Annotated in this window: 10 protein-coding genes; 1 reads left to right on the top strand and 9 read right to left on the bottom strand. The window is 69.3% G+C overall.

What is annotated here, in order from left to right; all coding sequences use genetic code 11:
• Positions 1-62: 62 nt before the first annotated feature.
• The 9 genes from nifH to ACFSOX_RS07445 all read right to left on the bottom strand — a co-directional run bounded on the left by nifH (position 63) and on the right by ACFSOX_RS07445 (position 8,857).
• On the bottom strand, positions 63-959 hold the full coding sequence (gene nifH / locus ACFSOX_RS07485) for a nitrogenase iron protein (protein WP_378477173.1): 897 nt from the start codon (positions 957-959) through the stop codon (positions 63-65).
• A gap of 625 nt (positions 960-1,584) precedes the next feature.
• Positions 1,585-2,499 (bottom strand): SIR2 family NAD-dependent protein deacylase, encoded by a 915-nt coding sequence (locus ACFSOX_RS07480; RefSeq protein WP_378477172.1) that lies wholly within the window; start codon positions 2,497-2,499, stop codon positions 1,585-1,587.
• Positions 2,496-2,708, bottom strand: a complete 213-nt coding sequence (nifT, locus tag ACFSOX_RS07475) for a putative nitrogen fixation protein NifT (protein WP_111358172.1) — start codon at positions 2,706-2,708, stop codon at positions 2,496-2,498. The genes ACFSOX_RS07480 and nifT overlap by 4 nt, the downstream gene beginning before the upstream one ends.
• 96 nt (positions 2,709-2,804) lie before the next feature.
• Complete coding sequence (locus ACFSOX_RS07470; protein WP_378477171.1) at positions 2,805-3,173, bottom strand: nitrogen fixation protein NifZ; 369 nt, start codon at positions 3,171-3,173, stop codon at positions 2,805-2,807.
• Positions 3,157-3,999 (bottom strand): 4Fe4S-binding leucine-rich repeat protein, encoded by an 843-nt coding sequence (locus ACFSOX_RS07465; protein ID WP_378477170.1) that lies wholly within the window; start codon positions 3,997-3,999, stop codon positions 3,157-3,159. Before ACFSOX_RS07465 ends, ACFSOX_RS07470 begins: the two co-directional genes overlap by 17 nt.
• 10 nt (positions 4,000-4,009) lie before the next feature.
• A complete protein-coding gene (locus ACFSOX_RS07460; protein ID WP_378477169.1) occupies positions 4,010-4,204 on the bottom strand; it encodes a 4Fe-4S dicluster domain-containing protein in 195 nt (64 codons plus the stop codon).
• Between the two features lie 29 nt (positions 4,205-4,233).
• Entirely contained in the window at positions 4,234-5,715 is a 1,482-nt protein-coding gene (nifB, locus tag ACFSOX_RS07455; protein WP_378477168.1) for a nitrogenase cofactor biosynthesis protein NifB, read from the bottom strand.
• Between the two features lie 331 nt (positions 5,716-6,046).
• Positions 6,047-7,798, bottom strand: a complete 1,752-nt coding sequence (gene nifA, locus ACFSOX_RS07450; protein ID WP_378477167.1) for a nif-specific transcriptional activator NifA — start codon at positions 7,796-7,798, stop codon at positions 6,047-6,049.
• A gap of 276 nt (positions 7,799-8,074) precedes the next feature.
• Entirely contained in the window at positions 8,075-8,857 is a 783-nt protein-coding gene (locus ACFSOX_RS07445; protein ID WP_378477291.1) for an SDR family NAD(P)-dependent oxidoreductase, read from the bottom strand.
• A gap of 771 nt (positions 8,858-9,628) precedes the next feature.
• On the opposite strand from ACFSOX_RS07445, the gene ACFSOX_RS07440 reads away from it, so the two are divergent.
• Positions 9,629-11,431, top strand: a complete 1,803-nt coding sequence (locus ACFSOX_RS07440; protein WP_378477166.1) for a thiamine pyrophosphate-binding protein — start codon at positions 9,629-9,631, stop codon at positions 11,429-11,431.
• Positions 11,432-11,736: the final 305 nt, after the last annotated feature.

Below are 11,736 nucleotides of genomic sequence, written 5' to 3'. Positions count from 1 at the left end.
CCTCGTTCGGATGTCGAAGGCGGCGACCGGCGGTCGCCGCGCTGATGTCGGACGAGACCGGGTCAGACCGCGGCGGCCGCCTTGGCGGCTTCCTTGGCCGCGAGCTCGGCGAGCTGCTGCTCCTCGGTCTTCATGATGCCGAAGTCGAGCAGCATCTGCTCGAGCTCGTCCATGGACACCGGGGTCGGGATGGTGCCCTTGCCGCAGTTGGCGTGAATCTTCTCGGCCAGCATCCGGTACTCCTTCGCCTGCTGCGAGTCGGGCGCGTACTGGATCACGGTCTGGCGGCGCAGCTCGGCGTGCTGGACGATGTTGTCGCGCGGCACGAAGTGGATGAGCTGGGTGTTGAGCTTCTTGGCGAGCGCCTCGGAGAGGTCGATCTCGCGGTCGGTCTGGCGCTCGTTGCAGATGAGCCCGCCGAGCCGCACGCCGCCCGAATGGGCGTACTTCAGAATGCCCTTGGAGATGTTGTTGGCGGCGTAGAGCGCCATCATCTCGCCGGACATGACGATGTAGATCTCCTGCGCCTTGTTCTCGCGGATCGGCATGGCGAAGCCGCCGCACACCACGTCGCCGAGCACGTCGTAGGAGACGTAGTCGACGTCGTCGTAGGCGCCGTTCTCCTCGAGGAAGTTGATCGAGGTGATGACGCCGCGGCCGGCGCAGCCGACGCCCGGCTCCGGACCGCCGGACTCGACGCACTTGATGCCCTTGAAGCCGATCTTCAGAACGTCGTCGAGCTCCAGATCCTCGACCGAGCCGGCCTCGGCGGCGAGGCTGAGCACGGTGTCCTGCAGCTTGGTGTTGAGGATGAGGCGGGTCGAGTCGGCCTTGGGATCGCAGCCGACGATCAGGATCTTCTGGCCCATCTCCACGAGGGCCGCGAGGGTGTTCTGCGAGGTGGTGGACTTGCCGATGCCACCTTTGCCGTAGAAGGCGATCTGCCGAAGAGAGCTCATACCGGTTCCTTTCGTCTCGCGCCTTGCGTCGCTGGTGACATCGGCGCCCGTTCCGCACCCTTGTTCAGCAACCCCCGTGCCAACCGCTCCGCGGCCCCTCGCGACATCGGAGAAGTGACTGTCTCACAACGGTTTGTCGGATCGCGTCGACGCCGCTGTCGGGGCCTGTCGGGCTGTTTGGAAACCGACAAAGGTGACAAGCCTGTCGGGGCTCGGCGGGGAGACGACGGGAGCCGGCGGGGTCGAATCGCGGAGTGCAGTGGGCGGCGAGCACCCCCCTCCCCGTCCCTGCCTCGCAAGGGGGAGGGAACGACGACGGCATGCGCCGTCGTGATCAGCAGTGGATCAGGAGGCGAGCCGCTGGCTGCGTCGCACATGACCAGGAGCCGACAGTGCAACACCCCGTTCCCTCCCCCCTTGTGGGGGAGGGTCAGGGAGGGGGGGAGCCCAGGAACACAGCGGATGTGAGGGGAGTTCGCAGACGCCGACGTAGGGTGGGCAGAGCGAAGCGTGCGGCCGCCGTCTCGCGGCGCACTGTCCGCCGAGGACGATCCGGCAGCGATGGTCGGCGTGGGCACGGCGCTCTCGCGCCTATGCCCACCCTACCCAGCCGGCATGCCGGTGCTCAGCCGAGCGCGGCGGCGAGGTCGGCCGGGCCGGCGGCGATCGGGGCGACGCCGGCCGCCGCGAGGAAGCGCGCCTCGTTGCGGGTCAGGACCGCGGGATCGACCAGGGCGACATGGCCGTCGCCGGAACGCTTGGCGATCTGGCGGGCGAAGATCCGCAGCGTCTGATCGTGGAAGCGGGTGCCGACGAACAGGAAGGCGCGGCCGACGCGGCGCTCCTGCACCGGCACGGGAATCGGGGTCTGGATGTCGATCTCGGTCAGAACCTCGACATAGTCGGAATCCGACACGAGGAAGTTCTCCGCCGGGACGACGCTGCCGTGCGGCTTGTAGAGGATCGTGGTCCAATCGACGGCGGTCTCCGGAGCGACCTCGCGGCCCTGCGCGTCGTAGGCCCGCCACCAGATGTCGCCGGTCGCGTGCGCCCGCGTGACACCCTGGATCTCGCCCCAGTCGGCGCGGCCACTCTCGACGAAGGCGCGCCGCATGGCGCCGTCGTACCAGGTGTCGACGACCATCGGCAGCGGCAGCGCCGCGAGCGCCCGCTGCAGCGGGGTCGGCACCACGGGCTTGCGGAAGATCTCCGTCATCAGGCCGGTCAGAGTCTTGCGATGACGGCGGCTCTCGATCGACTGCGCCGTCGCCCACAGATTGCCGCGGATGCGGGCCGACACGGCGGCGCGCGCGTTGAGCGCGAGCGCCAGCGCCTCGGGCGTGCGCGGCACGCCGTCGGTGTCGTCGGGCAGGAGATCGGGGCCGAGATAGGGCACCATGCGGCCGGCCTTCAGCGCATCGACCAACGCCGGCAGGCACTCGGATCCGCCGACCGGCGGCAGCGTCGCGAGCGCGGCGGCGAGCGCCGTGTCGGTCTCCGGCGGCGTGGACGTCTCGGTCAGAACCTCGGGCGTGCTCATGCGTCCTCGCTGATCCGCTTCGCCTCGACCGTGATGGGCAGGCGCGTCTCGGCCGGCATTTCGGGCAGGACCAGCACCCAGCCGTTCTTCAGCTTCACCCAGCCGCCCCACATCGCGTCCTTCTCCAGCTCCACGATGGGCTGTTCGAGATCCTTCTTGGGGACGTAGGCGGACAGACCCTTCTCGGTCTTTCGGATCATGATCTTCACGGCGTGGGTTCCCGGGCTTGGAGATGCGAAGGCTTCGAAATGTTCGTTCTCGGAGATGCGCGTTCTCGGAGATGCGAGTGTCGGACCATCGACCGCCTAGGAGGCGACGGTTTCGGACGTGGGAAGCGCGACGGCGTCGGCCGCCGGCGTGACGATCTCGGATGCACGACGATCTGCCGGGCCGGTCGAAACGACCGGATGATCGAGGCTGACGAGCTCGCGGCCGCGCATCCCGACGATGACGGCGCGATCGACGAATTCGACGGCGTAGACGTAGAACTGCTGCAGGAAGGTACCGATGTCGCGCACATAGCCGACATCGCCCTTGCGCACGAGAATGTCGCCGATCTCGCGGCGCGGATAGGTGCCGTCGTTCTTGATGTGCTTGGTCGACTGCACCTTCTCGCCCGGCATGAAGCGCGGGGCGGCGCGGATCTCGACCTCCTCCTCACGGCCGAGGCCCATCGCGCCCCTCCTTGGGTTCGACGACGGATGACACGACGGGGGCGGACACGACGAGGGTGGGCGGGGCGAGACCGGCGAGCCGGTCGCGCGCCCGCTGCCGCACCTCGGGATCGGGATCGTCGCGCAGCATCGGCAGCGCCGCGGGCGCCCCACGCTCGGCGACGATGAAGCGCACCCGCAGATCGTCGTCGGCGGCGAGCGCGACGAGCTGCGACGGCTCCAAACGCTCGGCGACGGCGATCCGCACCAGCGGATCGTGATCGTAGAGCATGGCCGGCAACACATCCGGCTTCACCCGCCGCGCCACCTCGCAGCGCACCTGCGGGTCGGGATCCTGCATGGCGCCCGGCAGAACGTCCGGCGGCACGTGGCGCACCGCGACGAGCCGCACGGCGTAATCGGGATCGCCCAGCATGGCGACCAGCGCCGCGCCCTCGAGGCGCTGCGCCATCACCATGCGGACCTTCCGGTCGGGATCCTCGCGCAGCTTGATGACCCGGGTGAGAGGAAGCCGCTGCGCCACCGCGGCGCGGACGTCGGGCTCCGGGTCGTCGATCAGCGCCGGCAGGAGGAAGAGGCTGGCGCGGCGCGCCGCCAGCGCCCGAATCTCGAAATAGGGATGCGTCAGATACTTCTCCGCCTCGCCGGGATTGCCGGCGAAGAAGCGGTCGATGCGGCGAGCGCGGCGGTCGCGGACGCAGATGCGCCCGCGATCGCAGCGGCCCTCGGCCCGGATCTCCTCGTGCGGGCAGTCGGCACAGGACACCGGATGACCGAGCCAGTCGGTCGGCTCCGGTGCGGCGGCCTGGCTGCCCGCGGCGACCATGGCGCGGCGCTCAGGCGGCGATGCAGGTGTTGGGGACCGGGCACACGGCCGCGCATTGCGGCGCGTCGAAATGCCCCTCGCACTCGGTGCACTTCGCCGGATCGATCACGTAGACGTCGCGCTTCATCTTGATGGCGCTGTTCGGGCACTCGAACTCGCAGGCTCCGCACACGGTGCACTGCGACGCGACGATCTTGAGGGCCATGGCAGTCTCTCCTTCTTGACGACGGTGCGTCAGGCGACCTGGGCCTGGACGGGCCGTCCGTAACGATCGGCGTAGCAGGCCGAGATGGCGGTCTCGATGTACTCGAAGGCGTAGGCGTCGGTCGCCGCGATGCCGGCGCCCTTCAATTGCCCCTGCGGACAGTCGCCGATCTTGGCGCACAGCACCGTGTCGATGCCTTCGAGGGTCTTCAGCACGCTGTCGAGGGTCGCGTCCTCGCCGAAGCCGCCCTGGCAGTAGGCGTCCTCGACCTTGCGGTGGCCGATGAAGCGCACGCCCGCCGCCGAGGCCTCGTAGACCTGGAACTCCTTGGCGTGGCCGAAATGCTGGTTGACGCGCCCGCCACCCTTGGTCGCCACCGCGATCAGGATGCGGGCCGTGCTGTCGGTCTCGTCGAGCACGGCGGTCGCCTCGTGCTTGGCGGCGACGTGATCCTGGCGCTCGCGCGCCACCACCTCGCGATAGGTCGAACGCACCGAGGGGTCGTAGGCGACCTGTTCCGGGATCTGGTCGAGCGTGAACTCCTGGCCGCGATCCTCGCCCAGCAGGCCGACCGCGTCGGCGCGGCACTGGCGGCAGTGGCGCATCAGGTTGGCGCCGCCCGCGCAGGCCTCCTGCAGCGCCATCAGCTCGGCATGCTTCGGCCCGCGCTGGCCGGTGAGGCCGAAATGGGTGCCGTGCGCCGGATCGGAGATCAGCGGCATGATGTTGTGCAGGAAGGCGCCGCGCGCCTTCACGGCGGCGTTGACCTCCTTCAGGTGCTCGTCGTTGATCCCGGGGATCATCACCGAGTTGACCTTCACGAGGATGCCGCGCTCGGCCAGCATCTCCAGGCCGAGCATCTGCCGCTCGTGCAGGATCTGCGATGCGACGAGGCCGGTGTAACGCTTGTGGTCGTAGAAGATCCACGGATAGATCTTCGTGCCGATCAGCGGGTCGATCATGTTGATCGTGATGGTGACGTGGTCGATGTTCATGTCGACCAGCTCGTCGACATGGTCGGGCAGCGCCAGCCCGTTGGTCGAGATGCACAGCTTGATGTCGGGGATCTCGCGCGCCACCAGCTCGAACGTCGCCTTGGTCTTGCGCCAGTCGTAGAGCGCGTCGCCGGGGCCGGCGATGCCGAGCACCGAGAGCTGCGGCACCTCGTTGGCGACCGTCACGACCTTGCGGAAGGCCTGGTCGGGGGTGAGCTTCTCGGAGACGACGCCGGGGCGGCTCTCGTTGGCGCAGTCGTACTTGCGGTTACAGTAGTTGCACTGGATGTTGCAGGCCGGCGCCACCGCCACATGCATGCGGGCGAAATAGTGATGTGCCTCCTCCGAGTAGCACGGATGATCCTTGATCCGCGCCCACAGATCGGCCGGCATGTCGCCCGGCCCGCCGCTCGACCCGCACGAGGAGGACTGGCAGCCCGAGGCGCCGAGGGCCTGACGCATGGCGTCGGCCGTGGTCGTTCCGGAGAGGCTGTCGAGCGACACGAAGTTGGCCATCGGTGGTCCTCACGGGCGGGGGTGACGCGAGGTCGTGTTTCAAGACCTGTGCCACGGGAGGAACGCGCGTATTCTCAGTTACTTGCCCGTTTCGCCGACGTTCCGGCCTGTCGCGCGTCCGACAACCCGGCCGCCGACCCGACGCGATCGTGTCGCATCCCCGACAGGGGTGTCGGTGCTGAAGCGGAGTGCCGGCTCGCGCGCCGCCACTCCTTCGCAACGCCGTCATGGCCGCGCTCGTCGCGGCCATCCACGCTCGAAACCGCGACCCGAAAACGTGGATGGCCGGGACGAGCCCGGCCATGACGACGCCGAGAGATTGCCGGCGTGATCAGAACCGCTTCAGCTCGACGCCGTGCTTCTTGAGCGCGTAGCCGATCTGGCGCGGGGTGAGGCCGAGGATGCGGGCGGCCTTGGCCTGCACCCAGCCGGCCCGCTCCATCGCCTCGACGAGGCGCTCGCGCTCCGACCCTCGGCCGCCGCGGTAATCGTCGCCGTCGTGCAGCGAGGCGGCCGATTCGGGTTGCGGCGGCGGTTCGGCCGGCATCGGGCGCGAACCGCCGCCGTTCGGCGCCGGGGCGCCCGACGGCATCGGTGCGGCCGCCGGCATCGGCACCGAGGGCGGGACGAAGGCCTGCGGATCGCGGCCCCGCCACAGCATGGCGGAGACGCACTGGTCGTTGCGGCAGGCGAAGTCGTCGGCGGCGAGCGTCGGGCCGGCGGCGAGCGTCGCGGCGCGGCGCACGCAATTCTCCAGCTCGCGGACATTGCCCGGGAACAGGCAGCTCGACAGCACCTCCACGGCACCGGCGTCGAGCTCCAGGGTGCGGCCGTTCTCGTGATTGAAGCGGGCCAGGAACTCGCGGCTCAACAGCGGGATGTCGCTCTTGCGGTCGCGCAGCGGCGGCAGGATCACCGGCACGACGTTGATGCGGTAGTAGAGGTCGGCGCGGAACTCGCCCTTCGCCACCGCGTCCTCGAGATTGCGGTTGGTCGCGGTGACGAGACGCACCGCGACCTTGATGGTCTTGGTGCCGCCGACCCGCTCGAACTCGCCCTCCTGCAGGACGCGCAGCAGCTTGGCCTGGAAGACCAGCGACATCTCGCCGATCTCGTCGAGAAACAATGTGCCGCCATGGGCGAGCTCGAAACGCCCCTTGCGGGCCTGGACGGCGCCCGTGAAGGCCCCCTTCTCGTGGCCGAACAGCTCCGACTCCAGCACGGACTCGGGCAGCGCCGCGCAGTTGACCTTGATGAACGGCCCACTGGCGCAGGGCGACAGGTCGTGGATGGCGCGGGCGAACAGCTCCTTGCCGGTGCCGGACTCGCCGCGCAGCAGCACGGTCGAGCGCGACCGCGCCACCACGGCGATCTTGTCGAGCAGCGCGCGGATCGCCGGGCTCTCGCCGACGATGCCGGCGATGGCGGCGGTGCCGACATGGCGCGGCTTGTACTCGTCGAGCTCCTTCTGCAGCCGATGGCTCTCGGTGAGCAGGCGCTCGCGGTCGCGCAGCAGCACGCGATGCAGTTGCACGGTCTGGCCGATCAGGTTCGCCACCATGACCAGGAAACGGACGTCGAAGTCGAGCCGCTGTGCCGACTGGGCGTCGAACACCCGGTCGATCGTCAGCGTGCCGACGACCTTCTGGCCGATGCGGATCGGGACGCCGACGAAGGAGACCACCTCGGTCGTGTCGCGAGTCAGCTTGTCGACGTCGTCCGCCTCGAACAGCGGATGCGACGCGATGTTCGGCACCACGAGCGGCATGCCGGTGACGATCACCTGGCCGACCGCCTTCTGCGGCAGGCTGGCGTGAAAACGGTCGGCCGCCTCCTCGGTCCAGCCGGCGCCGACCGCGATGGCCGGGATGCCGTCGTCGTCGAGCAGCGAGATGACGCCGTGGCGCATCTGCATGAACGAGGCGAGCAGATTGACCACGTTCGCCAGCATCGTCTCGAGCCGGCTCGCCGAGGTCAGGATCTTCGAGATTTCATAGACGCCCGTCAGGGCGATCTCGCTGCGCGCGGCCGACGGCGTCGTGCTTACCGCTCGGATCGGGCGCTCAGGATCAGCATGAAGCATGCGCTGCGCTCCATCGTCCTCGGTGCTCCATCCCACTGCAGTGTTTTTCAATCATAAGTATGCGTGGGAATCGGAAGGCTGTCGCGCCTATATTTGGTGCCGCGACACGCTCGAAAAGCCCATTCGGTGCGCATCATCCGCCGCGCCGGCCGTGCGACGGATCTTTGGCACAGCCGACGTCGTTGTCCATCAGCGCACGACTTTTCGGGGACGAAAGCAATAAAACAGACCCGATCATTCAATTCGCCGCAACAATGAGAAAGGCCGTCACGCCGTTCAGAGCGTCTGACCACCGTTGATGTGAATCTCCTCGCCCGTCACGTAGCTGGCCGCGTCCGAGCAGAGGAACTGGAGTACCGAGGCGACCTCCATGGGCGAGCCGACCCGGCGCATCGGGATCAGCGGCGCGAGCCGCTCCTCGGTCTCGGGCGACAGGATGTCGGTCTTGATCTCGCCGGGCGCGATCGCGTTGACGCGAATGCCATGCGGCGCGAAATCATGCGCCATCTCACGGGTCAGGCAGGCGAGCGCCGCCTTCGACGTGGCGTAGGCCGTCCCGGCGAAGGGATGCACCCGCGAGCCGACGATCGACGTGACATTGACGACCGTGCCGCGTCCGGCCTTCAGCTCGTCGAACAGGCCGCGGGCCAACAGCACCGGCGCCAGGAAGTTGACGTTGAAGACCTCGGTCCAGGTCGCGACCGGCGTGGTGAGCGACGACAGCCGGCTGCCGTCGGGCGCCTTCGGCGAGATGCCGGCATTGTTGATCAACGCATGCAGGGGCCGGCCGGCGAGCCGCGCCTTGATGTCGACGATCGCCAGATTGAGAGCGCGAAGATCGTTGAGGTCGACCTGGACGTGATCGTCCGGCCCCTCCTCCCACGGGCAGCGGGCGCGATCGAAGGGCTGGCGCGAGCAGGTGATGATTCGCCAGCCGTTCTCGGCGAACAACCGCACGGTCGCATGCCCGATGCCGCGCGACGCGCCGGTCAGCACCATCACCTTCGGGCCGTCGTCGGCGACGGCGCCCGGCCGCGGCACCGGGATGGCGCCCGGCATCCCGGCGGCGCCCATCGCGCCGCTGTGGAAGGGGCAGCGCGCCTCGGCCGGCGGGGCGCCCGCGCCCGCGTCCGGGACCGGCGCATCGACCACCGGCCCGCCCGGCCTCTCGTCCAGGGTCGTGCTGTCGGTCATCGAGGCCCCCACACCGCTCCCGCGGCCGATCGCCCGGCCGATCACACGGTCGGTCACACGGTCGGCCGCCGCCGCACGGCACACGCCGACCGGATGGTCGTAGCGCGCCCTGCCGCGACCTTAGCAGGAAGCAGGCCACCTCCGCCCTCCGGGGGATCGCGGATTAGGCGCATGAATTGTGGGCACATTTCTGTGATCGTCGTGAAGGCGGCCGGACGTGCTGTCGACTTCGCGACAGCGGAACGGGTGCGGTGCACGAAGCCATCGTTGTCGTAAACGCGACAATCGCGGTCCAACAATCGCGGTCCAACAATCGCGGTCCCCGCATCGGATGCGCCACCAACCCGCCGGATTGCTTCGCCGGAGCCCGTCGAGGACCGGTCCGGACGGCCCCGGTGCGACATCTCGGGGATGCACGTCGCGCCCATCCGGACACGCACCGCCAAGCTCGGTGAAAACGTTTTCACCGCCGCTGTATCGCGAGCCCACGAGGCGCCGCGGCGCGAGGCCCGACCGCTCACCGGAAATTGCGCCTGCCTCGTCTTACATCTTTAGAGAGTTTTTGTCATAACTACAACCAGTGCGCGAGAGAGAGCCCCCCTGAAGCTCCGGATCCCTCGCGCCAGGGGAGGCCGCATGGCGAAGTCCGACACCGACCCCCGGCCCGGAACGACACCGGCCGCACCTGTCTCGACGCGCCCGACCACCGGGCGGTTCGCGTTCCTGCGCCAGCTCGTCGCCGATGGCATCCCGTATCTGTTCGGCAACCCGGGCAGCTCGGAGGAGAACCTCCTCGACGCGCTGCGGGCCGAGGAGTTCGCCGGCCTGACATACATCCTCGCCCTGCACGAGGGGCCGGCCGTGGCGATCGCCGACGCCTATGCGCGCGCCGCGCCGCCGGTGCAGCGCGACGGCGATCCGCGGCCGTGGCGGCGGCCGGCGCTGGTGCAGCTCCACTCCTATGCGGGCCTCGCGAACGGCCTCGGCATGATGTACTACGCGCGCCGCGGCTATACGCCCATGGTGGTGTTCGCCGGCGAGGCGGGGCTTCGGTACGACGCGCTCGACGGCCAGATGGCTGCCGATCTGCCGACCATCGCCAAACCCTTCGTGAAGTCGGACCATGCCGGCCCGTGCGCCTGGCGGGTGGTCGATCCGGGCTCGCTGCTGCGCCTCACCCGCCGCGCCATCAAGACGGCGGCGACGCCGCCCTGCGGGCCGGTGTTCCTCACCCTGCCCATGGACGTGCTCGACCAGCCCTGCCCCGAGACCGTGGAGCCGACCCGCCTGGTCGAGACCCGCGTCGCGCCGGACGACGCGACCATCGCGGCGGCGGCCACGCTCCTGCGCGCCGGCACGCGACCGCTGATCCTGATGGGCGACGGCGTCGCCGCGTCCGAGGCACAGGCGGAACTGACCGAGGTCGCCGAGCGGCTCGGCGCCATCGTGTGGGGCGGCAATTGCTCCGAGGTGAACATGCCGGCCTCGCACCCGCTGTTCGGCGGGTTTCTGGGTCACATGTTCGGCGCCGCGAGCCGGCCCGTCACGGCGGCCGCCGACGTGGTGCTGATCGTCGGCACCACGGTGCTGCCAGAGGTGTTCCCGCTCACCTCCGGCGTGTTCGCGGAAGACGCACGGCTCGTGCAGATCGATCTCGGCGTCTCCGAGATCGGCAAGAACGAGGGCGTCGAAATCGGGATGCTGGCCGACCCGAAAGTCGCCCTCGGCCGGCTCGCCGCAGCGCTGCGCGAGACCATGACGCCGGCCGAGCACGAGCGGGCGAAGGCGCGCACGGCGCGCCTCGCCGTCACGAAGGCCGAGGCTCTCAAAGCGGCACTGGCCGCCGACGCCGCGCTGCCCGACACGGTGCCGCTGCGCGCGCCGAAATTCTTCGCCGCCCTCGCCGCGCGGTTGAAGGCGCTCTCCGCGCCCGCCCTGATCTTCGACGAGGCGCTGACCCATGCGCCCGAGCTGTTGCGTCACTTGCCCCCCGACATTCCCGGCACCTGGTTCCAGACCCGCTGCGGCATGCTCGGCACCGGCCTGCCGGGTGCCGTCGGACTGACGCTCGCGCATCCCGGTCGGCTCGTCTTCGGCTTCGCCGGCGACGGCGGCGGCATCTCGACCGTGCAGGCGCTGGCGACCGCGGCGCGCTACCGCATCGGCGCCAAGTTCGTCGTGTTGAACAATCGCAAGTACCGCATCCTCGAATACAATCTGCAGGACTATCGGCGAACCCTCGGCCTGCCCGAGACCGATCCGTTCCCGGACAGCTTCGACCTCGCCGCCCACAACCTGCGCTTCGACGTTCTGGCGCAGGGGCTCGGCGTGCCGGCCGTGCGGGTCGAGCGCCCCGACCAGATCGTCCCGGCCCTCGACCGCGCGTTGGCCGACGATGCCCCGTTCCTGATCGAGCTGATGGTGGACGGGAGCTTGTGAGGTGCCCTCCGCGGTGTGACACGCCTCCTTCCTCGTCATGGCCGGGCATTGCGTCACTCGTCATCCCGGGGCGCGGACCGCAGGTCCGCGAGACCCGGATCCATACGCCCGGTGACAGTGATTCACGACAGACCGGGGGTATGGATCCCGGGCTCAGCGCTGCGCGCCGCCCCCGGGACGACGGAGAAATGCTGCGAAGGCGTCTGCGTGCGGGCATGACGAACCGTTAGGGACGTGGCTCACAACGGGTTGCGACACGGCACCGCTTGCGCGGCCGGCATCGCGCCGCCATACCCACGGGGCTC

It is taken from the genome of Rhodoplanes azumiensis (genome assembly GCF_042682915.1).
Lineage (GTDB): Bacteria > Pseudomonadota > Alphaproteobacteria > Rhizobiales > Xanthobacteraceae > Rhodoplanes > Rhodoplanes azumiensis.
The sequence above is the reverse complement of the archived record's forward strand: the minus strand, read 5'-3'. Positions and strand labels throughout refer to the sequence as shown.

Coding starts and splice junctions, on each gene's coding strand:
- nifH (WP_378477173.1), bottom strand. CDS start 959: ATGAGCTCTCTTCGGCAGATCGCCTTCTACGGCAAAGGTGGCATCGGC.
- ACFSOX_RS07480 (WP_378477172.1), bottom strand. CDS start 2,499: ATGAGCACGCCCGAGGTTCTGACCGAGACGTCCACGCCGCCGGAGACC.
- ACFSOX_RS07470 (WP_378477171.1), bottom strand. CDS start 3,173: ATGGGCCTCGGCCGTGAGGAGGAGGTCGAGATCCGCGCCGCCCCGCGC.
- ACFSOX_RS07465 (WP_378477170.1), bottom strand. CDS start 3,999: ATGGTCGCCGCGGGCAGCCAGGCCGCCGCACCGGAGCCGACCGACTGG.
- ACFSOX_RS07460 (WP_378477169.1), bottom strand. CDS start 4,204: ATGGCCCTCAAGATCGTCGCGTCGCAGTGCACCGTGTGCGGAGCCTGC.
- nifB (WP_378477168.1), bottom strand. CDS start 5,715: ATGGCCAACTTCGTGTCGCTCGACAGCCTCTCCGGAACGACCACGGCC.
- nifA (WP_378477167.1), bottom strand. CDS start 7,798: ATGCTTCATGCTGATCCTGAGCGCCCGATCCGAGCGGTAAGCACGACG.
- ACFSOX_RS07445 (WP_378477291.1), bottom strand. CDS start 8,857: ATGCCGGGCGCCATCCCGGTGCCGCGGCCGGGCGCCGTCGCCGACGAC.
- ACFSOX_RS07440 (WP_378477166.1), top strand. CDS start 9,629: ATGGCGAAGTCCGACACCGACCCCCGGCCCGGAACGACACCGGCCGCA.